Source organism: Rhizobium freirei PRF 81 (genome assembly GCF_000359745.1).
In the GTDB taxonomy this organism is placed as follows: Bacteria; Pseudomonadota; Alphaproteobacteria; order Rhizobiales; family Rhizobiaceae; genus Rhizobium; species Rhizobium freirei.
In genome coordinates this window covers 116,032-138,184 of sequence record NZ_AQHN01000095.1, presented here as the reverse complement: position 1 = coordinate 138,184, position 22,153 = coordinate 116,032, and the positions used below count along the sequence as shown (strand labels likewise).

The window sequence follows — 22,153 nt, the reverse complement described above, 5'->3', positions numbered from 1 at the left end:
ACTATGGGGCAGGACACACAATGAATGCCTACACCAAAACACCCCTCACCAATCTCGTCGCAAATTACAGGCGAGGCTACAGCCTGCCCGCGGAATTCTATACGTCACAGGATGTCTTCGACATCGATCTGGATGTTTTCTTTCGCAGGCATTGGATCATCGTCGGTGTCGCCGCCGATATTGCGGAGCCGGGCGATGTTCGCAAGGTGGATGTCGGGACAACGTCGATCCTCCTGCTGCGCGACGATGACATGGAAGTACGGGCATTCCATAACGTCTGTCGCCACCGTGGCGCCCGAATGGTTAATGAGGACAAGACGTCCGTTGGACGGCTGGTCTGTCCTTATCATCAGTGGTCTTACAATCTCAGCGGCAATCTGGTTCATGCTGCGCATATGGGCAAGGGGCTGGACTGGTCATGCCATGGCCTGAAGCCGGTCAACCTGCGCGTCATTGGCGGCATCATTTTCATCTGCATGGCCGAGGACGCGCCGTCCGATATCGACGAGATCGCCACGGTTCTGGGTGAACGTCTCGAACCCTATGATTTGAAGAATGCCCGTATTGCCCTGGCGAAGACGATCATAGAGCCTGGCAACTGGAAGCTCAGCGTCGATAACAATCGCGAATGCTATCACTGTGAAGGCTCTCATCCGGAGCTGAGCAATACCTTCGTCAGTCTCGACATCGGGTTCGACCCGGATGAACTTGGCGATGAAGAAAGGGAAGATTATGTCCGCCACTGCGAGATCGCTGGTGCGCAGGTGGAGGTTTGGGAAAGCCAAGGCTTTCCTTCCCGGAAGGTCGAACGCTATGAGGGCTCTGAAACGCTGTTCCGAACGGAACGTTTTGTCATCACCGGGGCCGGGGAGTCCCATACGCTCGATGGCAAGGCAGCGTCGCGAAAGCTGCTCGGCAGTCTGAAGGAGCCTCGGTTCGGCGATATGCATTTGCATACGCATAACTCATGGTCGCATTTCTTTGCCGATCACGCCGTTGTCAGTTGGATTATTCCGCTTGCTGCCGATCGGACGGCACTGCACTCCGTCTGGTTGGTGAACAACGATGCGCAGGAAGGCGTGGATTACGATTTGAACCGGCTGAGCGAGGTTTGGATCGCCACGAACCAGCAAGATGCGGATCTGGTCAGCATTGCGCAGTTGGGTGTGGCCTCGATGGCCTATCAACCTGGCCCCTTGTCGGAGTTCTGCGAGACGACCGTGGACCGCAACATCGCCTGGTATATCGAGCGGCTGAAAGCCCATGGATATAAGGCATGAACGCTTTTGCACCGCTGGAGGAGAAGGGTGAATTTCTGCTCGAATGCCTCGCCGTAAGACGGGAAACTGCGACAGCCTCGACCTATATCTTTGCAGCACCGCCCGCGCCTTTTACCTTCGAACCTGGCCAGTTCCTCAATTTTGCATTTGATATCGATGGCGAAGAGCACCTGCGCAGCTATTCGATTTCGTCGTCGGCAATCGTATCAGGGTGGGTCGCCGTCACGGTGAAGCGGGTTTCGGGCGGGAGGGTGTCGAACTGGCTGCATGATTGCATGCGTCCGGGGGTGAAGGTTAGGGCATCGGGTCCTGCGGGCCAATTCGGTTGCGGTCTGGAACCCATGGGGCCGGTCCTTCTGCTGACCGCCGGCAGCGGCATAACGCCTGCGGCGTCGATGATCCGCAGCCTTGCTGACCACACGTCGCAAACCGATGTATCGTTGATCCACTTTGCCTCTTCTGCCGAGGACATGATTTTCCGCGACGAGATGCTACACTGGTCCAAGGTTCTGCCGGGCCTTCGCGTCGTCCCCGTATTGACGCGCCATAGTCCCGGCAGCGGATGGATTGGGCCGATCGCGCGGCTCTCCAGAGAGCTGCTGCTTGGGCTGGTGCCGGACGTGACCGCACGCACAGTTTATTGCTGCGGCCCCGCGGCATTCATGGATCTCGCAGCGGTGACGTTGAGGCAGATTGGCCTGCCCGAAGATAAGTTCCTGACGGAAAGCTTTGACTCCTTTCGCGAGGAGGAGACTGCATTTGTCGAAGACGGAACGGCGATCAAGCACACCATCACCTTCGAGAAATCGGGGCTGACGGGCAAAATCGATGCCGAGACGACGGTACTGAAGGCCGCAAGGGCTATCGGCGGCCGTATCCAGAGCTCTTGTGGCAAGGGCGTCTGCGGCACATGCCGCGTCAAAATGCTGTCCGGCTCTGTCGAGATGAAGCACCAAGGCGGCATTCGTCAACGTGAGATCGATAGCGGCTTTATCCTGGCCTGTTGTTCCCGGCCTACGTCGGACATTGTGATCGACAAGTGAAACAGCCGGGCGATGTGCCCGGCTATTCCCCACCCTTGCTTGCTTTTCAGCCCATCCGTTCCGACGAATAGGAGCCGGGCGAGGCTGGGAAAACGACAGTCTTGTTGCCGTTCAGAAAGACGCGATGATGGGTGTGCGCGTGGATGGCGCGCGCCAGAACTGAGGCTTCGACGTCGCGGCCGAGGCTGACATAATCCTGCGCAGACTGGGCATGCGTGACGCGGATGATGTCCTGCTCGATGATCGGGCCTTCGTCCAGGTCGGCGGTGACGTAGTGCGATGTTGCGCCGATCAGTTTCACGCCACGCTCGAAGGCCTGCTTATAGGGGTTGGCTCCTTTGAAGCTCGGCAGAAAGGAGTGATGAATATTGATGATCCTTCCGGACATCTCGCGGCACATTTCGTCCGATAAGACCTGCATGTAGCGCGCAAGGACGACAAGATCCGCCTCCGCTTCCCGCACGATGCGCATCTGCAGCGCTTCGGCTTCCTGCTTGTTTTCCTTGGTCACCTTGATTTGGTGGAAGGGAATGTCATGGTTCACCACAAGCTTCTGGTAATCCAAGTGGTTCGAGATCACGGCCACAATATCGATCGGCAGCGCTCCGATGCGCCAGCGATAGAGCAGATCGTTCAGGCAATGGCCGAACCGGCTGACCATGATAACGACTTTTCTCTTCTGGGATTCGTCGTGGACGGTGGCGGCCATGTCGAACGTTTTCGCAGTTTCGGTGAAGCCTTTCTCGATTGCTTCGAGGGCTAACCCCGTTTCCGCTGTGAAACTCATCCGCATGAAAAACCGTCCGCTATCGGTGTCATCGAACTGTGAGCTGTCGGTGATGTTGCAGCCTTTCTCGGCAAGATAGCTCGCAATGGCGGCCACGATGCCGCGCCGAGACGGACAATTGACGGTCAGGCAGTATTTGGTCATCGCATTTTCCTAAGATGGTCAAAATCAACTCGTCGACGGTCCGCCCGGTTAGAGCTTTTCCGTGAGCTCCGGGAGGATCGTGAATAGGTCGCCAACGATGCCGTAGTCGGCGACCTGAAAGATTGGCGCATCTTCGTCCTTGTTGATGGCGACGATGACTTTCGAATCCTTCATGCCGGCCAAATGCTGGATGGCACCGGAGATGCCGGCGGCGACGTAAAGCTGCGGCGCGACCACCTTGCCTGTCTGCCCCACCTGCCAGTCGTTCGGCGCATAGCCGGCATCGACGGCGGCACGGCTGGCGCCAACGGCAGCGCCGAATTTGTCCGCCAGATCCTGGATCAGCGCAAAGCTTTCGCTTGATCCCACCCCGCGCCCGCCGGAGACCACGATCCGGGCCGATGTCAGTTCCGGTCGGCCGGTATTGGCGACCTTGTCCTCCACCCAGATGCTGAGATCCGACTGTTTGGCGTCCACCGTCTCGATCGCCGCCGTGCCACTTTGACCGACTGTACCGAATGAGGCAGTGCGCACGGTGAAGACCTTGATCCGGTCTGCGGATTTCACCGTCTGGATCGCGTTGCCTGCATAGATGGGACGCTCAAACGTGTCCGCGTCGACCATGCAGGTCACATCCGACAGCACCATGACATCCAGCAAGGCGGCAACACGCGGCAGCACGTTCTTGGAAAAGGCGGTCGCGGCAGCCGCGATGTGGCTATAGCGGTCGGCTAACGAGACGATCAGATCGGCCGTGGGCTCAGCCAGGCCATGGCCGGCATCCTCAGCATGCAGAACTTTTCTCACGCCTTCCAGCTTGGCAGCCTCGGTCGCCGCCGCGACAGGCCCAACCACAAGAACATGGACCTCAGCAATGGATCTGACGGCTGATAGGGCCTTGGCGACCACATCGGTGACAAGATTGCTCCCATTGACGTCGGCAAGCAGCAATAGCTTCATGTCAAATAACCCCCGCTTCGTCTCTTAATTTTGCGATCAATTCGGTGACCGAGCCGACCTTCTTCCCGGCTTTGCGATTTGCGGGCTCGATGGTCTTGATCACCGTAAGGCGCGGGCTGACATCGACGCCGTAGTCGGCGGCAGTCCGTTCCTCCAACGGTTTCTTCTTTGCCTTCATGATGTTGGGCAAGCTGGCATAGCGCGGTTCGTTAAGACGCAAATCAGCGGTCACGACGGCGGGAAGCCTGACCTTGATCGTCTGCAGGCCGCCGTCGATCTCGCGCGTGACCGTGGCAGTATCATCCTCGATCGTCAGTTTCGAGGCGAAGGTGGCCTGACCCCAGCCAAGCAGCGCTGCCAGCATTTGCCCGGTCGCATTCATGTCGTTGTCGATGGCCTGTTTGCCTGCAATGATCAGATCTGCCTGCTCTTCTCGCACGACCGCAGCGATCAGTTTGGCTACGGCCAGCGGCTCGATATCCTGATGAACGTCTGCGGCGGCCTCGACGAGAATTGCGCGATCGGCGCCCATGGCTAATGCGGTGCGCAGCGTTTCCTGCGCCTGCCGGACCCCGATCGAAACAACGACGATCTCGCTGGCCACCCCCTTTTCTTTCAGGCGTATGGCTTCTTCCAGCGCAATCTCGTCGAATGGATTCATCGACATCTTGACGTTTGCGAGATCGACGCCGCTTCCATCCGCATGCACGCGGACTTTGACGTTATAGTCGACCACCCGCTTAACAGGGACCAGCACCTTCATTTGGATATCTCCGGTAACGGGATCGGATCGATCCTCAGGCTTCGGCCTGCCCGTGCGAACTGGCAGGCGCTCACAAAGAACGTTTTGCTCTGTACATAAGTGAACATAGAAAGCTGGCAATAGTCAAGATGCCTTTGGTGATGCCATGCGACCACCGAATTGAAGGCTCGTGAATTGGCTGGGGGCTGCAGTCAGCCGCGTTCTGCTTGGATTGCAGACATGACTACGGACTTGAAGCGGGTAAGTTCCTTTTCGCTCGGCTCCTGGCCGCAGAAGGCCAGTACGTACGGGCGGGTGCGTGAAAAGCGCGTGATCATATCCTCGCGGAAATCGAGGGTATATTGACCGATTTGAGTGAAATAGAGGACGCGGGCACGCACGATCGCATCCTCCTCCGCGAAGCCATGGCGCGCAAACATACCGGTCAAAGCCGCTAGACGCTGCTGGTCGGCGCTGGCTACCACCTTCAAAACCTCTACCGCGCGCCGTGCCCAAAGGCGCACAGCAACATCCAGGTGAGGGTCGAAGAGTTCGTCATTTACCCAGCATTCGAAGACATTGAGGATCGCTTCTGAAATCGTCTGGGCAGGGCGCAGCGCGCGCTGGATGATTGGGCCGGTGTTTTTGGTTAGCCATTGATCCAGCATTTGCTCGTGCAGATCCTGCGGGTTCTTGAAAAACCAATAAAAGCTGGAGCGTGAGACGTTTAGCTGCTTGGCCATGATCTGGACCTTGACCCGGTCGATCCCATCCCTCTGCAGGATTTGCAGCGCCAGTTTAAGCCAGTCTTCCCGCGTCGAGCGGCCCTGCTGGCCATCTTCGGTGTCCGTCTGTGCATTAGTGAGTACCATTTCGGGCGCCTTCTTCCTGCTTTGGTCTCTACATAACGGAGAAATGGGGCAAATAACAAGGATTTGCGCGAAATATGCCATTGAGAGCAAGAGAACGCCGCAATCTTTCTGTACATCTGTGAACAACGCGCTATCATGCCCGAGCTGACTGGGAGGTGACACATGGAAGAACGGCAGATTGCTCGACGTGGAAGAAGCCGGCGAGCCGCGACGGCTCCGTCAGCGGGCGGATCCAATTACATCAAACTTCGCAATCCCTTCACGCCGCAGGAGGCCTATACGGAAGATCGCATCGCGGCGATCCACCAAGGGGCGCTTCGGATTCTCGAGGAATTGGGGATCCGCATCTTGCTCGACGAGGCGCGCCAAATTCTCCGTAACGCCGGCGCTCTGGTGGATGAAGAGACGCATATGGTCCGGATCGGCCGCGATCTCGTGGAAGAGGCGTTGAAGCGTGCTCCCAGGTCGATCAGGCTTAGGGCCGCCAGTCCTATGCGGGAGCAGGATTATCAGCTTGGCTCGATGCTCTTCATGGCGGGGGCGGGCTGTCCCAATGCCTATGATCGGGAGCGTGGCCGTCGTCCGGGCAATCTTGAGGGCTATCTGGAGACGCTGCGCCTGCAGCAGAGTTTCGATGTCATTCACATGCATGGCCCGTCGGTCGAACCACAGGATGTCCCGATCCAGTTTCGCCACTATGCGATGATGCGCGGCCAGTTGGAAAATTGCGACAAGCCGCTGTTCGTCTATTCGCGCGGGCGCCGGCAAGTCGAAGAAAGCTTCGAAATGATCAGACTGGCGTTGGGCCTCGATGAGGCCGAGTTCAGCAACGGGGTCTGGGCCACCACGGTCATCAATTCGAACTCGCCAAGGCAATTGGACGTCTCCATGTCGCGCGGGATCATCGATTTCGCACGCGCCGGGCAGATGTCGATCATCACGCCGTTTTGCCTGGCGGGCGCGATGGCGCCGGTGACCGTATCCGGCGCTCTGATGTTGCAGCACGCAGAGGCGCTCGCCGGGATCACGCTTGCGCAGATGACGCGCCCCGGCGCTCCCGTGTCCTATGGCGGGTTCCTGTCGAACGTCGACATGAAGTCCGGCTCCCCGGCATTTGGCACGCCGGAGCATATCCGAGCGTGCATCGGGTCTGGTCAGCTTGCGCGGTACATCGGAATGCCATGGCGCTCCGCGACGGGCGCGGCGTCAAATACCGCGGATGCGCAAGGTGCCAGCGAGACGATCATGGCCCTTTGGGGCGCAGCACTCGGCGGTGCAACGGTGACCGTTCACGCCGCGGGCTGGCTGGAGGGCGGGCTTTCGCTCGGCTACGAGAAGTTCATCCTCGATATTGAGTCCCTGCAGACCATGGCGGAACTCTGCAAATCCGATCCCGCCGACGATGATGCGCTCGGCTTCGATGCGGTTGCGGCGGTTTCGCCGGGCGGGCACTTCTTTGCCACACCCCATACGACGGAGCGCTACAGGACCGCATTTTACCGCCCGCTCGTTGCCGATCTTTCGAACTTCGGGGCGTGGAGCGAGGCCGGCGCGCTGACTGCGGACCAACGCGCTACAGCCATCTGGAAGAAGATACTGGAAGAATTTCAGGCGCCTAGCACCTGCCATGGCGTGTCAGAACGGCTCGAAGCCTTCGTTTCCAAGGGAACCGAAGCGGGCGGAGCAATGCCTGAAGAGTAATCGTGAGGAGAGGATCGCGGAGGACGTAATGGTCCTGCGACGGGTGACCGCATTCAAAAATTCTCTATACACAAGTGAACATATGTGCATTACTGTACATGATGAGATGCCGGAGAGCATCGACCAACAGAGGGAAGCAAGTGATGACATACTGGAGCAATCTTTCTCGTCGGCGTTTTCTACAGGCTGCCGGAGCGCTCGGCGTAGTCTCGGCAGTGCCCGGCATGGGCCTAGCCCAGTCCGCACCAAAGCGCGGCGGTACGCTGGCCATCGGGGTAGAAGGTGCCTCGACCGGCGATACCTTCGACCCGCGGAGTTTCAACTCTCCTTACTGGGCGGTCGTCTCCGGGACGATCTTCAACACGCTGGTGGAGGCCCACGGCCCAGCCAACGAACTCCGGCCCGGTCTGGCAAAGTCGTGGGAGGGCAGTGATGGCGGCAAGCGTTGGGTGTTCGACCTTGTTGAAGGGGCAACCTTCCATAACGGACATCCCGTCACCGCGAACGACGTCATCTATTCGCTCAAGATCCACAATGCCGAGAACTCCCGTTCGAATTCGCGTTCGATTGCGGCGGCTATCGCCTCGATATCAGCGGAAAGCCCGACCCGGGTGGTCGTCCAGCTGACCGAGGGAAATTATTTCTTCCCGGCAATGGTGTCGAACTATCCGTTGTGCATCGTGCCCGAGGGAACGACCACCTTCGACGGCGTCGGTACAGGCCCCTACAAAGTCACCCGCTTTGCACCGGGAGAAGCGATCGAAGCGGTCCGGCACGAGGGCTATTTCAAGAAGGACGCCGCCTGGGTCGACCGGGTCATCATACTGGCGGCGAATGATCCGGCAGCGCGGGCGAGCGCCTTCCAAAGCGGCCAGATCCAGATTGCAAGTGGCCTCGATACGCGTACGGCAATGCTTCTGAAAGCGCTGCCCGGCAAGTCGTTGGTGAGCCTTCGCGCCTCGCAGTTCGTCGGCTTCAACATGCGTGCCGATATCGAGCCGTTCAACAATCCAAACCTGCGTTTGGCGCTGAAGCTGGCAATCGACCGCAAGGACGTCCTGGCAAGAATATATGGCGGCATGGGGCGGATCGGGAACGACACGCCGATCCCGCCAAACGATCCGCTCTTCGCCGCCGATATCAAACAAAATGCCTATGATCCCGAGCAGGCCGCGGCCCTCTACAAGAAGTCCGGCCATTCCGGACCATTGCGGCTCAGCACGTCGGATGCAGCGACGGCACCGGCCGTCGACATGGCCGTATTGTTCCGTGAGCATGCCGCGCGTGCCGGAATTCAGATCGAGGTCGTGCGAGAGCCGGCGGACGGATATTGGTCGAACGTGTGGGGCAAAGCGCCCTTCCATGCGACCGTATGGGGCTCGCGGCCGACGGCCGACATGATCCTCACCACGGCTTATTCCAGCAGTTCGCCGGGCAACGATACGCATTGGGCAAATCCGGCATTCGATGCCGCCATTGCCGCCGCTCGCGTCGAAGCGGACGAAAAGCGTCGTCTCGAATTCTATACAAAGGCGCAGTCCATCTTGTCTTCGGATGGCGGTGTCATCATTCCAGTCTTCGGTGACGTGATCGAAGGCGTCACCAATGAGCTCAAGGGCTATGTGCCCGGGACCCAGCCCTGCGCCAACTATCGTTGCGCCGAACAGGTCTGGTTCGGTTAGCGCCATGTCTGGGTTCTGGCGCCGTCGGTCGACGCCGGTGCGAGACTTCGTCGTTTCGCGCCTGGTGTCAGGTATCGTCTCATTGATCTTGATTACAGCGCTGATCTTCGTCGGAACAGCGCTGCTACCGGGGGACGCCGCCAGCGCGCTGCTCGGGCAGAACGCAACTCCCGCCGCGATCGAGGCATTGCGTCGGGATTTCGGGCTCGATCAACCCCTGGTCCAGCGCTACTTTCTTTGGCTGCTGAGCGCGTTGCATGGCGATTTCGGTACGTCGCTCGCATCCGGTCGACCGGTGGCGGAAGTTCTTTTGCCGCGCCTGGCGAACTCGCTGATATTGGCGGCGGCGGGAGCCCTATTCCTGCTGCCGATCGCGATCGGTGGCGGGATTCTGGCGGCGATCTGGCAAGACCGGTGGTTCGACCGTCTGCTTGGCTTTACGTCCATGCTCTTTCTCGCAATGCCTGCCTTTCTGGTCGGCTACATCCTCATCTATGTGTTTGCCGTTCGGCTTGGGTTGTTCCCGCCGATGTCGGTGGCGCCGTTTTACCGCGGAGCCGCAGCCTGGGTGCCGATCCTGGTGCTGCCGGTCGTTTCGCTTGTCGTCATCGGACAGGCTCACACCATGAAACTGACGCGCACCGCCATTTTGGCAGTCCTCGCCTCGGACTATATTCTGATGGCTGAGATCAAGGGCATCCCGCGGTCGAGGATCATTCTGCGCCATGCCCTGCCGAACGCCCTCTCGCCGATCCTGTCGATCACCATTTTGACCGTGGCTTATCTGATCATCGATGTCGTCGTGATCGAAATCGTCTTTTCCTATCCCGGCCTCGGCAAGCTGATGGTCGATTCCGTCGCATATCGGGATCTGACGGTGGTGCAGGCTTGCGGCCTCCTGTTCGCGGCGATCTTCGTCACCATGAATTTTCTGGCCGATTTCCTCGCATTGCTCGCCAATCCGCGTCAGCGCGTTCCGGCCAGAGGGGCATCCTGATGCGAAACACCGGCTTCCATTTATCCCTTGCTTGCTTCGGGCTTCTCGTGCTGGCCGCGCTGTTCGCGCCCTGGCTTGCACCCTATGCGGCAAACGATCCGGTCCACATGCCCTATGCAATGCCTGGGGAAGGCGGGCTTCTCGGGGCGGACTCTCTTGGCCGGGACATGCTCTCCCGCATCCTCTACGGCTTGCGCTACACGATCGGCATAGCGCTTCTGGTGTCCGTTCTCGCCGCAACCACGGGCGTTGTCCTTGCTTTCATAAGTGCCTTCCGGCGCGGTTGGACCGACCTGATATTGGGCCGGATGATCGACGCGATCATGTCGGTCCCGCAGATCATCTTTGCACTCGTCGTCCTGGCCGTCGCAGGCGTCAATCTGGTGACGCTGGTGGTCACGATGGCCGTGCTCGAAGCGACGCTGTTCTACCGGGTGATCCGTCCCGTAGCTGGCGACGTCGTGGCAATGGATTATGTCGAGGTGGCGCGTCTTCGGGGCGAAGGGCTTGGCTGGTATCTGTTCCGGGAGATACTACCGAATGCCGCTCCCACCCTGATCGCCGAGTTCGGCATCCGTATTTCTTATGCCGTGCTCTTTATCAGCGGTCTGAGCTTTCTCGGTGTCGGCGTGCAGCCGCCGGCGGCGGATCTTGGCGGTCTCGTTCGTGAAAACGCGCTGGCGATCTCTGTTGGGCAGCTTTCGCCGCTGGCTCCCGCCGTCTGCATCGCCCTCATCACGCTTTCCGTCAACGGTATTGTTGACTGGTTCATCCACAAATACTCGGTTCGAGCGGAGCTTGGCTGATGATGGAACCTGTGCTTCGTATCGATAATCTCAGCATTGACGCCAGAAATTCGACCATCATTAGGGATGTCGGCTTCGAGGTTCATCCGGGGGAGATATTCGGGATCATCGGCGAATCCGGAGCGGGCAAGAGCACGGTCGCCATGGCCACGATCGGATTGCTGCGCGCCGGCTGTCAAAGGGTATCGGGCAGTGTGACGCTCGTGGGAAACTCTCTTTTCGATCTGGCGCAGCCCGCCCTGGAAACGGTCCGCCGTCGCAAAGTATCGTATGTCGCGCAAAGTGCGGCCGCGGCCTTCAACCCTTTCTATCGGCTGGAAGACCAGATCACGGAGCTTGCCGCAATCGAACTGGGGAAATCGAAGGAGGAGCGCCGCAGTTTGGCGGTCAACCTTTTCCGGGAGCTTCAGCTTCCCGACCCTGAGCGGTTCGGCAGGCGCTATCCGCATCAGGTTTCCGGCGGCCAACTTCAAAGAGCCATGATCGCCATGGCATTGGTCAACGAGCCCGAGCTGGTCATCTTTGACGAACCGACGACGGCGTTGGACGTGACGACGCAGCTCGAGGTTGTCAGGCTGATCCGCAAGGTGATCAAGGAACGGGGGTGCGGGGCGATCTACATCTCGCACGATCTGGCCGTCGTCTCGCAACTGGCCGATCGGCTAATGGTTCTGCGTCACGGCAAAATCGTCGAAACCGGCACCACTCGTGACGTGATCGAGGCTCCGCAACAGGACTATACGCGGGCTTTGGTGGCGAATAAGACGACAGCGAGCGGAATGCCCAACGCCGAGAAATCGAAGCCTATCATAGAGGTCGACAAGCTTTCGGCGGGCTATGGCGGATTTTCCGCGGTGCGGGATATTTCTCTGAAGCTATCGGCGGGGCACATCACCTGCCTGGTCGGTGAATCGGGCAGTGGCAAAACCACGCTCGCGCGGACGATCGCCGGCCTCGTGGACATGCACGGCGGCGCGATGATGTTGAAAGGCCAGCCTCTGCCCGGGCGTGTTGAAAAACGCAGTTTCGACGCACGCAGGCGATTGCAATATATCCATCAACTGCCGGATCTCGCGCTCAATCCACGGCAGAGTGTCCGCGACATCGTAGGCCGGCCCCTGAGTTGGTTCGGTGGATTGAAAGGCGCGGCGCGCGAGGATCGTTTGCGTGAGCTCATGCGCGATGTCGAACTGCCGGAAAACTTCCTGGATCGCGCGCCGGGCTCTTTGTCGGGTGGGCAAAAGCAGAGAATATGCATCGCGCGGGCATTGGCGGCCGAACCTGACGTATTGATCTGCGACGAAGTCACCTCGGCACTGGATCCGCTGGTGGAGGAAAGCATCATTCGTCTTCTGCTGAGGTTGATGGACGAACGCCCGCTGACCATGCTGTTCATCACGCACAATCTTGGCCTCACCCGTCGTTTCGCCCATGACGTTGCCGTCATGCGGCAAGGAGAGATCGTCGAATTCGGGCCAGCCGAGCGCATTTTTACAAATCCGCATCAGACCTATACGCGCACCCTCATTCATTCCACCCCATTGATGGAAAGGGGTGGCTGGAGGCGCGTCTCTGAGGAGCAATAAGGCGGCAGGGGCGGCGAGCATCGTAGAGGCCCCGCTGAAGCTGCGCCGTGGAATCGCACAAAGTTCCCTGTTCCGAGAAAGCTATCTTCAGTAGGGAATTTTTGCAAAATTTCTCTGTACATTAATGTACAGCATGATAGCCTAAAATCACCGTCCACTCAGGCGAAAGGTAGAATGATGAAGTCCCGATATCGCGTAGTAATCGTAGGCGGTGGCGTCGTTGGAGCCTCGGTCGCCTATCATCTCACCAAGCTTGGCTGGACCGATATCGCAATCATCGAGCGAAGCGTCCTCACCGCCGGATCGAGCTGGCATGCCGCGGGCGGCATCCACACGCTGAACGCCGATCCCAACATCTCGGCGCTTCAGGCCTATACGATCGACCTTTTGTCCGAAATCGAGGCCGAGTCAGGCATCAATATCAGTTTGCACATGACCGGCGGCATCATGATGGCTCGTGATCCCGATCGCTGGGATTGGCTGAAGGGCAGTTATCGCGTGATGCAGTCGATGGGCATCGATGACAGCCGCCTGGTAACGCCCGACGAGATCAAGTACCTCTGCCCACTTGTGAACACAAGCGACCTTCTCGGAGGCATGACATCCGAGCGCGAGGGCTATGTCGATCCCTCCGGCGTCGTGCATGCATATGCCCGCGCCGCCAAGAACCGCGGCGCCGATATTGTCGAGCACAACCGCGTGCTTTCGCTGAAGCAGCTCCCCACGCTGGAATGGCAGATGGAGACCGAAAAAGGGACCATCCTTGCCGAGCATGTGGTGAATGCGGGCGGGCTTTGGGCAAAGCAGCTTGGCCGGATGGTCGGCCTGGAACTGCCGGTTACGCCCATGGAACACCACTATCTGGTGACCGAGGCTATCCCCGAAATCGCCGCGCTGACGAAGGAGATGCCGACGATCGTCGATCTCGATGGCTTCTCCTATATGCGGCAGGAACAGCACGGCATGCTGCTTGGCATCTACGAGATCAACCATAAGCACTGGCAGATGGACGGTGCTCCTTGGGACTATGGGATCGAGCTCATTCAGGAAGATCCAGATCGCATCATGGACGAACTCGCCTTGGCGTTCCATCGCTATCCGGTTCTGGAAACGGCCGGGGTCAAGCGCTGGGTCAACGGTGCCTTCACCTTCTCACCGGACGGCAATCCTTTGGTGGGGCCGGTTCGCGGCTTGCGCAACTACTGGGTCGCTTGTGGCGTCATGGCAGGCTTCCTTCAAGGCGGCGGCGTCGGCAAGTCGCTGGCGGAATGGATGGTCGAAGGGCAGCCGCAGGCCGATGTGTTCGGCATGGACATTGCGCGTTATGGTGACTTCGCAGTCAATCGCGAGTTCATTCGGCAGACGACCGGCCAGTTCTATTCGCGCCGTTTCATCATGAACTATCCGAACGAGCACCTGCCGGCGGGTCGTCCTCTGAAAGTTCCCGGCGCCTATGAGGGCATGACGGCGGCCGGTGCGCGTTGGGGCGCGAACTGGGGACTGGAGGTTCCTCTCTATTTCGCGCCGGAAGGGTTCAAGGAGAAGCCAAGCCTTCGGCGTTCGAATGCCTTCGATATCATTGCCGCGGAGGCCAAAGCCGTGCGTGAGAAGGCTGGCCTTCTCGATATTTCCGGCTTTTCGCGCTACGAAGTCTCCGGACGGGCGGCAGAAGCCTGGCTCGACCGGATTTTCGCAAGCCGGCTGCCGAACGCGGGGCGCGCCCGTCTTGCCCCGATGCTCAGCCATGACGGCAAGCTGCGCGGCGATTTGACCCTCCTGAATTGGGGTGACGGACGCTACTGGATAATGGGTTCCTATTATCTGCGCGAATGGCATATGCGCTGGTTCGAAGACAACATGGCCGATGGTGTTGTCCTGCGGGATATTTCCGACGTCGTCTCCGGGTTCTCTCTGGCCGGGCCTCGCTCGCGCGATATTTTGCAGAAACTCGTGCAGGAGGACGTGGCGAAGCTGCCGCTGCTGGGCTGCGTCAAGATGGATGTGGGGCTACTGCGTTGCCATGTCACCCGCGTCTCGATCACCGGCGAACTCGGCTACGAAATCAACTGCGGCATTGCTGAACACGCCACCCTGCGACGGACATTGCTAGACGCCGGATCGGAGCACGGCCTGACCGAATTCGGCTTCGCTGCCGGCAACAGTCTGCGGCTCGAAAAAAGCTACGGCATCTGGTCGCGCGAGTTCACGCAGGGCTATACGCCCGGCGCAACAGGGCTCGACCGCTTCATCGCCTGGGACAAGCGCGGCTTTATCGGAGCCGAAGCCGCCCGCAAGGAGCGGGACGGCGCAGCTTCCGAGCAGGTGCTGGTGACGCTGGAAATCGATGCGACCGACGCGGATGCCAGCGGCTACGAGCCGATCTGGCACCAGGGCAAGCTCGTCGGGTTCGTGACGTCGGGTGGTTACGGCCACACCGTCGGCAAAAGCCTGGCTCTCGCCATGATCGATCGCGCCGCGGCGGCCGAGGAAACCTTGCTTTCCACCCATATCGTCGGCGAGGAGCGTCGCGCTGTGGTGATCTCGGCGTCTCCCTACGATCCCACCGGCGCGGCGATGCGCGCCTAACCCCTGCGAGGCTGCCGATGACACGCCATTACTCAGCGCTCTCGCTGCTCAAGGAGGGATTGAACGCCCAAAAGGGATGGCGCCCGGCTTGGCGCAGTCCTGACCCTAAGCGGCGCTATGACGTGGTCATTGTCGGGGGCGGCGGGCAGGGGCTGGCAACGGCCTATTACCTCGCCAAGACCCACGGGGTGCGTAATGTTGCCGTCATAGAACGCGGCTGGCTGGGTGGCGGAAATACCGGCCGCAATACGACGGCCATCCGGTCGAACTACTTTTATCCCGAAAGCACGGCGCTCTATGATCTTTCGCTTTCGCTCTACGAGGGGCTCGCCAGGGAATTGAATTACAACATCATGCTGTCGCAGCGCGGCATGATGCAAATCGTATCGAGCCCTGCCGAGATGGAGATGGCCGCCCGCATGGTCAACGCCATGCAGGTCAATGGCGTTCAGGCGGAATTGCTTGACCTTGCCGAAGTGAAGCGCCGCGTTCCGATCTACAATTATGCGCCCAACGCACGATATCCGGTCTACGGGGCAATCTGGCAGGCCCGTGCCGGAATTGCACGCCACGACGCCGTTGCTTGGGGCTACGCTCGCGCTGCCGACCGGCTAGGCGTCGATATTATCCAGCAGTGCGACGTGCAGGAGTTTCTGGTGGAGGGCGGTCGCTGCGTCGGCGTTTTGACGTCGAAAGGCGAGATTCGGGCGGATTGCGTCGGCATGGCGGTGGCGGGCAGTTCGGGCGCGCTCGCCGCCAAGGCGGGTTTCCGGCTACCGATCACCTCCTATACATTGCAAGCCTGCGTCTCGGAGCCCGTCAAGCCAATCTTCGACACCGTCCTCGTCTCGCCGATGACGGGCACCTATGTCAGCCAGTCCGACAAGGGTGAGATTGTCATCGGCGGCGGGTTGGACCGCGTGCCTTCCTACGGCCAGCGCGGCAATCTCCCGCAGCTTGAAACGGTGCTCTCCGGGCTCCTGGAAATGTTTCCCGTCTTTCGCCAGTTGCGGCTTCTCCGCCAATGGGGCGGCACGGTGGATGTCACGCCCGACAGCTCGCCAATTTTTGGGGAAAGCCCGCTGCCGGGGCTCTTCATCAATGGCGGCTGGGGCACGGGTGGTTTCAAGGGAATTCCCGCGGGGGGCACGGTCTTTGCCCATATCCTTGCCACCGGAACTCATCACGACATCAGCCGGCCTTTCGATCTCCAGCGCTTCCGCAGCGGGCACATGATCGATGAGGCCGCGGGCGCGGGTATCGCGCATTGAAAAAGGTCTGAACCATGCAGCTTTTTACCTGCCCCTTCTGTGGCCCGCGTGCGGAGACAGAGTTCCATTTCGGCGGAGATGCCGGCAATGCTCGCCCTGAGGGTGATGTCGATGTCGTGGCGTGGTCGGATTACCTCTATTTCCGCAACAACCGGCGGGGCCTCTCGCGCGAAATCTGGGTGCATCTGCCGTGCTGCGAAGTCTTCGTGATGGAGCGCGACACCATAACCCATGAGGTTATCGGCACCGAAGCCATGGTTGCGGAGATCGAGGCATGACGAGCTGGCGCAGCGACGGATATGGTTGGGCGATCGATCGCCAGAAACCCCTCAGCTTCACCTTCGACGGCCGCCAAGTTTCGGGCTTCGACGGCGACAGTCTTGCCTCTGCTCTCTTGGCGGAAGGCGTAAGGACTGTCGGACGCAGCTTCAAATATCACCGCCCGCGCGGCTTCTGGGGAGCTGGTGCGGAAGAGCCGAACGGCATCGCCGATATCCTCGGCGCGCACCACCGACCGAATGTGCAGATGACGACCGAGCCCGCAGGCGACGGCATAGTTCTGCGATCGATCAACGCGCGGCCTTCGGCAGAGAGCGACCGAAATGCCTTTATGGACAAGTTCGCCAGTTTCATTCCTGCCGCCTTTTACTACAAGACCTTCATGTTCCCCGATTGGCACCTGTTCGAGCCGCGCATCCGCGCCATGGCCGGTCTCGGAGCCCTGGAACCTGAGGCGGAAGGTTTCTCGCCAACGGCACCTGCCAACGCCTTTTGTGATCTGCTCGTGATCGGCGCGGGACCGGCCGGACTGACGGCCGCGCTATCGGCGGCAGAGCAGGGGCGGCATGTGATCCTGTGCGACGACCAGCGCCTCGTGGGCGGTAGCTTGCTTTACCGTGAAGCGCGGATCGATGGGCAGCCGGGCCGGGATTGGGCCGCGAAAATCGTCCCGCGACTGGAGGAGCTCGGAGCCCGCGTGTTCGTGAATACCGTCGCTTTTGGACGTTATGAACACGGAATGACGGGGCTGGCGGAGCATGTCGGCAATGGCAGAGCCCCGCGTCTATGGCGCGTGCGAGCGACGGAGACCATCCTGGCCACGGGAGCGATCGAGCGCGGACTGCCTTTCGCTAACAACGATCGGCCGGGTGTCATGTCGGCCGAGGCCGGGCTGCATTACCTGATCCGTTACGGCGTGGCAGCTGGACGAAAGGTCGTGGTGGCGACCAATAATGGCCTCGCCTATGAGACCGCTGCCGCCCTGTCGCAAGCGGGCATAGAGGTTACGGTCGTCGATTTGCGCTCGGAGAGCTCCCCCGGGCGGCAGGATTTCCGCGTCATCCAAGGTCAGATAGATGCCGTTTTGGGCCGCCGATCGGTCGAGGCGGTGCAGCTTGCCTCCGGCGAGCGGCTTGCAGCCGATGTCGTGCTCGTTTCGGGCGGCTATACGCCCACCGTGCATCTTTACTGTCAGGCGCAGGGCAAGCTGCGCTGGGAGAACGAAATTCAGGGCTTCGTTCCCGATCGCAATGTCACGGGACTGACGGTGATCGGTGCGGCGGCAGGTCATTTCAACCTTGCCGCGGTCCTTGCAGATGCCGCTCGGGCAACAAGTGGAGCGGTGCCGTCATCCGAAGCACCGAACTGGCCACTGGAAATATCGGGCGCATGGCCCGCGCCGGCGGCCAGGGGGCGGATCTGGATCGATCTGCAAAACGATGTCACAGCCAAGGATGTTGAATTGGCTGCGCGCGAAAACTTCACGTCGGTCGAGCACCTCAAGCGCTACACCACGCTCGGCATGGCAAACGATCAGGGCAAGACGTCGAACCTGCATGGTTTGGCGCTGATGGCGAAGCTCACAGGCCGAAGCATCCAGGAGACGGGAACCACGACCTATCGCCCGCCCTTTGTGCCGATCCCACTGGCCACTTTCGCGGGCAGGCGGGGCGGGCAATTGATGAACCCGGTCCGTCGCCTCCCGCTTGAGGCCGAGCATCGGGCCGACGGTGCACTCTTCCGCGAATATGGCGGTTGGATGCGCCCGGCCTGGTTCGGCAAAGGCGGCGAGGCAGTCGAGGTCCCGCGCGAGGCTGTTGCTGCTCGTCAGAGCGTTGCGCTGTTCGACGGCTCTCCTCTCGGCAAAATCGAGGTGATCGGGCCCGATGCCGCGACGTTCCTCGATTTCATCTACTACAACACAATGTCCACGCTGAAGCCAGGACGATGCCGTTATGGCTTCATGCTGACCGAGCAGGGGATCGTCTATGACGATGGCGTGCTGGTGCGGCTGGATGAGAACCGTTTCGTTGTCTCCTGTTCCTCGTCGCATGTCCAAGGCGTGCTGGGCCTGCTCGAGGAATGGCGGCAGGATCGTTTTGACCGTGCTCGTGTGCTGATCCATGACGCGACAGCCCGCTTTGCGACACTGACCGTGACCGGGCCGAAGTCGCGAGCTCTGCTGGAAGCGGTCGGTCTCGGTGTCGATCTGGGCGATACCGCGCTGCCGCATATGGCGCTTGCCTGGGGCCAGTTCGGGGCCGAGCGGGTTCGCGTGACGCGCGTCAGCTTCACTGGTGATCGGTCATACGAGCTGTCGATCCGCGCCGATCGGGCGCTTGGGCTTTGGCGGGCGCTGAAAGAGGCGGGACGGGGTTTCGACGCGGTCCTGCTTGGCGGCGAGGCACTGATGATCCTTCGCGCAGAAAAGGGCTATATCGTCATTGGCAAGGATACCGATGGACGAACGCGCCCGATGGATCTGGGCGTCAGCGGGCCATTCGAAAAGAAGAGGGGCGAGTATATCGGTCGCCGCTCGCTGCATCTTCCGGCGGTAGCCGATCAGGCGCGGGCCTTGGTCGGTTTGGAAAGCGTTACGGGCGCTCCCCTTCCGGCAGGCGCGCACGCAATCGTTAGGGATGGAGCGAGCAAGCGCAGTATCGGCTTCGTCACCACCAGCCATTTCAGCCCCAATCTCGACCGTTCGATAGCATTGGGTCTGATCGAGGGCGGAGCCGAGCGAATGGGGGCGACGGTGGAGTTGTATCACCTGGGCCAGACGCTGACGGCTCGCGTCACGCCGACCTGCGCTTTCGATCCGGATGGGGAGCGGCTTCATGGTTGATCACGCGAGGAAATGGGATGCTGCGCCCGATTGGTCGACGGCAAAGCTGATCGGAAAGGATATAGCGATCTGGAGCATTGAATTGCCGGATCAGACGCTGGTCAGCGGTGATCTGGCCGCTTTTGGCCGCAACGCTGAAATGGATGGAAGGGGCGTCGGAACATTCGGCCATGTCGATGGCGAAGCCTACACTATTCGTTTGGCCCGAGATCGCTTGCTGGCGGTGGGGAGATTGCCTCAGACCGTTCGCGAAGGCTGGAACGAGGCAGGTTTCGCCATCACGTCCTTCGGCGGTGCTAACCATGTATTTGAGTTGAGTGGCGAGGGACAAGCGGATTTGCTGGCGCGTGCGACAAGTATGGCGTTACTGGATCCCGGATACTCAGCATCAGTCGGCTTTGCCTTCGTGCCGTCCGTTCTCTACCGGCATGGTCCCTTGAACAACCTTCGGCTGCACGTTGAACGTGGACTGGCCGTTTATGTCTGGGCCTGGCTGAAAACCGTTCTCGAAGAGTGAGGATGAGATGACGACTGATTTCAACAAGACCCGCGGCATGTTTGATTTGCCTGAAGGGGTTGTCTATCTCGACGCGAATCCTCTTGGGCCATTGCCGTCAAGGTTCAAGGATGCCATGGTGCGCGCGGGGTCGCCGATGAATGGGGCACCATGTTGATCCGGGGCTGGAATCAGGCCGGATGGATGGAGCAACCGCGCCGGGTGGGAGATCGTATCGGACGGCTGATCGAAGCCGAACCTGGCAGCGTCGTCGTGGGAGACACGCTGTCAATCAAGGTTTATCAGGCGCTCGCCTCCGTGCTGGAAATGGACCCGAAGCGCAGCGTGGTGCTGTCGGATACAGGGAACTTCCCCTCAGATCTCTATATCGCGGACGGCCTGCTGCGAACTCGCGGGAACGCGACCGCCGGCCTCAACAAGAGCGAGGCCCAGAATACCCTTGCCCGCGCGCTGTTCTTCAATCGTCTCGGAGAATTGCGCGACAGGACCTGCGAGAGCCAGTTCTATCGGGCATCCGGGCTGAACCTGCTGCTCAACGCCATCGTCTACTGGAACACGCTCTATCTCGAACCTGCATTCGCCGAGCTCAATCGCGAGGGCGTTCCAACGCCGCCTGACGTCATTAAGCACATTACCCCGCTCGGTTGGCAGCACATCAGTCTCACCGGCGATTACATTTGGACCCCGACGGACGGCGCTGATCTCAGGCCGTTACGGCAGGAAAACTCCATTCTCGCAGCATGATCACCCAATGTTCTGAAAAGTCGGACAGATCCCACACTTTCGTGTCGTGACGCCATACTGCTCCATGCGAAGAATTTTGCCGTCCTTGAGCAGATAAAGGTGTGCAAAGGTCGCGGAGAAACCTTTGCCCGTGGCATTCTAAGGACCGGAATAGACCCCAAAGGCTGCGACGCGGTCACCGTCTTCCAGGAAGGTATGGACCTTGGCGTTGTAGCCCGTCCATTCCGTCGCCAGCCGGTGGAAGACGCCGGCTAGGATGTTGTCGACGCCCTTGTATGTGCCGGCGTAGGGAAAGCCAGCGGCTTCCGTCCATTCGGCATCGGGGGCGAGAGCGGCAAGCAGATTCTTGCCGTTCTCCTCTGACGAGCCCTCGTAAGTCGCGCGAACGATTTCGAGATTGCGGCCCATGGTCAGCCCCACTTCATTTCACCGGTGGCGACCTTGGCACCGATGTCGATCGCGACTTCCATGGCAAGGCCCGGGAAGCGCGCCTTCATTGCCGCGTTCAATTCAGCGCCGGTTTTGGCCTTGGCGAGCTCTTCTTCGAAGGCGAGCAGGTAGGAGCGGGTATGCTCGACCCCCGAAATGTCGGTTGCTGCATCCGAAACGGCGTGGCCGGCGACCACGACGGCAGGTTTGCGGGCGATAATTGCATCCAGCACCTTGACCCAAGCGGCGCGGCCTTCCTTCGTCGGGGTATCAGCGGTCCAGACATGTGTGCCATTGAAGATCAGCACGCCACCGAATACGGCCTGAAGCGACGGAACCCAGAGATAGCGGCGGTTGTCCAGTCCGTCGGCCTTGACGATCTCGATCACCTGACCATCGACGGTCAGGGTCGGTTCATCATAGGGGGTCGCGAAGACGACGTCGTCGAGTTTCTGCGGGCCATTTTCCTTGAGTTGCGGACCCCAGGTGTCGAGCTTCTTCTGCACATTTGCCTTGATCGCCTCGATGGTGGCGCTGGCAGCGATGACGCGGGCGTCGGGGAAGGCTTCGACCACGGGACGCAGGCTGAAGTAATAGTCTGGATCGGACTGGCTGATATAGACCGCGGTCAGTTTCTTGCCATTTGCCTTGATCGCTTCGGCAAGCGCCTTGCCATCTGGCAGGGTGAAGCCACCGTCGATCAACACGGCTTCCGTCGGGCCGGAAACAAGAACGGGAGCGCGAAAGAAGCCGTTCGGGCCAGCAGGGAAGTGCGTCCAGCTTAGACTGGCGCCGGCAGCACCGAAGCTATCGGCAGGGGAAAAGGCAGCGAAGGCGCCAAGGACGAGTGTCGATTTCATGATATCTCTCCGTGTTAGCATG

General features: G+C 60.1%; 18 protein-coding genes and 2 pseudogenes. 14 read left to right on the top strand and 6 right to left on the bottom strand.

Annotated elements, in window-relative coordinates:
• The first annotated feature begins 20 nt into the window (after positions 1-20).
• Both RHSP_RS32215 and RHSP_RS32210 read left to right on the top strand, forming a co-directional pair.
• Positions 21-1,280 carry an aromatic ring-hydroxylating oxygenase subunit alpha gene (locus tag RHSP_RS32215; RefSeq protein WP_037155860.1) on the top strand — a complete coding sequence of 420 codons (1,260 nt, stop codon included), beginning with the start codon at positions 21-23 and terminating at the stop codon, positions 1,278-1,280.
• Positions 1,277-2,323 carry an FAD-binding oxidoreductase gene (locus RHSP_RS32210; RefSeq protein ID WP_004129582.1) on the top strand — a complete coding sequence of 349 codons (1,047 nt, stop codon included), beginning with the start codon at positions 1,277-1,279 and terminating at the stop codon, positions 2,321-2,323. The genes RHSP_RS32215 and RHSP_RS32210 overlap by 4 nt, the downstream gene beginning before the upstream one ends.
• 46 nt (positions 2,324-2,369) lie before the next feature.
• Here the strand turns inward: RHSP_RS32210 and purU are convergent, their stop codons facing one another.
• The 4 genes from purU to RHSP_RS32190 form a co-directional block, all read right to left on the bottom strand.
• Positions 2,370-3,254 carry a formyltetrahydrofolate deformylase gene (purU, locus tag RHSP_RS32205; protein WP_004129577.1) on the bottom strand — a complete coding sequence of 295 codons (885 nt, stop codon included), beginning with the start codon at positions 3,252-3,254 and terminating at the stop codon, positions 2,370-2,372.
• Positions 3,255-3,302: 48 nt separating this feature from the next.
• Positions 3,303-4,214 (bottom strand): electron transfer flavoprotein subunit alpha/FixB family protein, encoded by a 912-nt coding sequence (locus RHSP_RS32200; RefSeq protein WP_004129574.1) that lies wholly within the window; start codon positions 4,212-4,214, stop codon positions 3,303-3,305.
• Between the two features lies 1 nt (position 4,215).
• Positions 4,216-4,977, bottom strand: coding sequence for an electron transfer flavoprotein subunit beta/FixA family protein (locus RHSP_RS32195; protein ID WP_004129565.1), 762 nt, complete (start codon positions 4,975-4,977; stop codon positions 4,216-4,218).
• A 191-nt stretch (positions 4,978-5,168) separates the two neighbouring features.
• Positions 5,169-5,954, bottom strand: a complete 786-nt coding sequence (locus tag RHSP_RS32190) for a TetR/AcrR family transcriptional regulator (RefSeq protein WP_240535552.1) — start codon at positions 5,952-5,954, stop codon at positions 5,169-5,171.
• A 36-nt stretch (positions 5,955-5,990) separates the two neighbouring features.
• Between RHSP_RS32190 and RHSP_RS32185 the strand changes: the two genes are divergently transcribed.
• The 12 genes and pseudogenes from RHSP_RS32185 to RHSP_RS35015 form a co-directional block, all read left to right on the top strand.
• Complete coding sequence (locus RHSP_RS32185) at positions 5,991-7,529, top strand: trimethylamine methyltransferase family protein (protein ID WP_004129552.1); 1,539 nt, start codon at positions 5,991-5,993, stop codon at positions 7,527-7,529.
• Positions 7,530-7,672: 143 nt separating this feature from the next.
• Positions 7,673-9,211, top strand: coding sequence for an ABC transporter substrate-binding protein (locus RHSP_RS32180; RefSeq protein WP_037155854.1), 1,539 nt, complete (start codon positions 7,673-7,675; stop codon positions 9,209-9,211).
• A 4-nt stretch (positions 9,212-9,215) separates the two neighbouring features.
• Positions 9,216-10,208 carry an ABC transporter permease gene (locus tag RHSP_RS32175; RefSeq protein ID WP_004129548.1) on the top strand — a complete coding sequence of 331 codons (993 nt, stop codon included), beginning with the start codon at positions 9,216-9,218 and terminating at the stop codon, positions 10,206-10,208.
• The gene (locus tag RHSP_RS32170) at positions 10,208-11,014 is read left to right on the top strand and encodes an ABC transporter permease (RefSeq protein ID WP_004129535.1); all 807 of its coding nucleotides are present in this window, start codon (positions 10,208-10,210) and stop codon (positions 11,012-11,014) included. Before RHSP_RS32175 ends, RHSP_RS32170 begins: the two co-directional genes overlap by 1 nt.
• The gene (locus RHSP_RS32165) at positions 11,014-12,600 is read left to right on the top strand and encodes an ABC transporter ATP-binding protein (protein ID WP_004129532.1); all 1,587 of its coding nucleotides are present in this window, start codon (positions 11,014-11,016) and stop codon (positions 12,598-12,600) included. Before RHSP_RS32170 ends, RHSP_RS32165 begins: the two co-directional genes overlap by 1 nt.
• A gap of 177 nt (positions 12,601-12,777) precedes the next feature.
• Positions 12,778-15,186: a GcvT family protein gene (locus RHSP_RS32160; protein ID WP_037155928.1), complete on the top strand. Its 2,409-nt coding sequence runs from the start codon at positions 12,778-12,780 to the stop codon at positions 15,184-15,186.
• A 17-nt stretch (positions 15,187-15,203) separates the two neighbouring features.
• The gene (locus tag RHSP_RS32155; RefSeq protein WP_004129527.1) at positions 15,204-16,457 is read left to right on the top strand and encodes a sarcosine oxidase subunit beta family protein; all 1,254 of its coding nucleotides are present in this window, start codon (positions 15,204-15,206) and stop codon (positions 16,455-16,457) included.
• A gap of 14 nt (positions 16,458-16,471) precedes the next feature.
• Positions 16,472-16,735, top strand: a complete 264-nt coding sequence (locus tag RHSP_RS32150; RefSeq protein ID WP_004129526.1) for a sarcosine oxidase subunit delta — start codon at positions 16,472-16,474, stop codon at positions 16,733-16,735.
• Positions 16,732-19,581 (top strand): 2Fe-2S iron-sulfur cluster-binding protein, encoded by a 2,850-nt coding sequence (locus RHSP_RS32145; RefSeq protein ID WP_004129524.1) that lies wholly within the window; start codon positions 16,732-16,734, stop codon positions 19,579-19,581. Before RHSP_RS32150 ends, RHSP_RS32145 begins: the two co-directional genes overlap by 4 nt.
• Positions 19,574-20,098: a sarcosine oxidase subunit gamma family protein gene (locus RHSP_RS32140; RefSeq protein ID WP_004129523.1), complete on the top strand. Its 525-nt coding sequence runs from the start codon at positions 19,574-19,576 to the stop codon at positions 20,096-20,098. The genes RHSP_RS32145 and RHSP_RS32140 overlap by 8 nt, the downstream gene beginning before the upstream one ends.
• A 7-nt stretch (positions 20,099-20,105) precedes the next feature.
• Entirely contained in the window at positions 20,106-20,255 is a 150-nt protein-coding gene (locus RHSP_RS36145; RefSeq protein WP_420820116.1) for a hypothetical protein, read from the top strand.
• Positions 20,256-20,461: 206 nt separating this feature from the next.
• Positions 20,462-20,842 (top strand): annotated as a pseudogene (locus tag RHSP_RS35015) (Tn3 family transposase); the annotation flags it as partial.
• Here the strand turns inward: RHSP_RS35015 and RHSP_RS32130 are convergent.
• Positions 20,843-21,250 (bottom strand): annotated as a pseudogene (locus RHSP_RS32130) (nuclear transport factor 2 family protein). It lies immediately after the preceding pseudogene.
• 2 nt (positions 21,251-21,252) lie between these two features.
• Complete coding sequence (locus tag RHSP_RS32125; protein WP_037155850.1) at positions 21,253-22,152, bottom strand: MBL fold metallo-hydrolase; 900 nt, start codon at positions 22,150-22,152, stop codon at positions 21,253-21,255.
• Position 22,153 lies beyond the last annotated feature (1 nt).

What these genes read in the sequence shown, in the direction of transcription:
- RHSP_RS32165 (WP_004129532.1), top strand. Translation starts at nt 11,014, where the DNA reads ATGATGGAACCTGTGCTTCGTATCGATAATCTCAGCATTGACGCCAGA.
- RHSP_RS32215 (WP_037155860.1), top strand. Translation starts at nt 21, where the DNA reads ATGAATGCCTACACCAAAACACCCCTCACCAATCTCGTCGCAAATTAC.
- RHSP_RS32180 (WP_037155854.1), top strand. Translation starts at nt 7,673, where the DNA reads ATGACATACTGGAGCAATCTTTCTCGTCGGCGTTTTCTACAGGCTGCC.
- RHSP_RS32170 (WP_004129535.1), top strand. Translation starts at nt 10,208, where the DNA reads ATGCGAAACACCGGCTTCCATTTATCCCTTGCTTGCTTCGGGCTTCTC.
- RHSP_RS32155 (WP_004129527.1), top strand. Translation starts at nt 15,204, where the DNA reads ATGACACGCCATTACTCAGCGCTCTCGCTGCTCAAGGAGGGATTGAAC.
- RHSP_RS32125 (WP_037155850.1), bottom strand. Translation starts at nt 22,152, where the DNA reads ATGCTAACACGGAGAGATATCATGAAATCGACACTCGTCCTTGGCGCC.
- RHSP_RS32195 (WP_004129565.1), bottom strand. Translation starts at nt 4,977, where the DNA reads ATGAAGGTGCTGGTCCCTGTTAAGCGGGTGGTCGACTATAACGTCAAA.
- RHSP_RS32150 (WP_004129526.1), top strand. Translation starts at nt 16,472, where the DNA reads ATGCAGCTTTTTACCTGCCCCTTCTGTGGCCCGCGTGCGGAGACAGAG.
- RHSP_RS32200 (WP_004129574.1), bottom strand. Translation starts at nt 4,214, where the DNA reads ATGAAGCTATTGCTGCTTGCCGACGTCAATGGGAGCAATCTTGTCACC.
- RHSP_RS36145 (WP_420820116.1), top strand. Translation starts at nt 20,106, where the DNA reads ATGACGACTGATTTCAACAAGACCCGCGGCATGTTTGATTTGCCTGAA.
- RHSP_RS32145 (WP_004129524.1), top strand. Translation starts at nt 16,732, where the DNA reads ATGACGAGCTGGCGCAGCGACGGATATGGTTGGGCGATCGATCGCCAG.
- RHSP_RS32140 (WP_004129523.1), top strand. Translation starts at nt 19,574, where the DNA reads ATGGTTGATCACGCGAGGAAATGGGATGCTGCGCCCGATTGGTCGACG.
- RHSP_RS32185 (WP_004129552.1), top strand. Translation starts at nt 5,991, where the DNA reads ATGGAAGAACGGCAGATTGCTCGACGTGGAAGAAGCCGGCGAGCCGCG.
- purU (WP_004129577.1), bottom strand. Translation starts at nt 3,254, where the DNA reads ATGACCAAATACTGCCTGACCGTCAATTGTCCGTCTCGGCGCGGCATC.
- RHSP_RS32210 (WP_004129582.1), top strand. Translation starts at nt 1,277, where the DNA reads ATGAACGCTTTTGCACCGCTGGAGGAGAAGGGTGAATTTCTGCTCGAA.
- RHSP_RS32175 (WP_004129548.1), top strand. Translation starts at nt 9,216, where the DNA reads ATGTCTGGGTTCTGGCGCCGTCGGTCGACGCCGGTGCGAGACTTCGTC.
- RHSP_RS32160 (WP_037155928.1), top strand. Translation starts at nt 12,778, where the DNA reads ATGAAGTCCCGATATCGCGTAGTAATCGTAGGCGGTGGCGTCGTTGGA.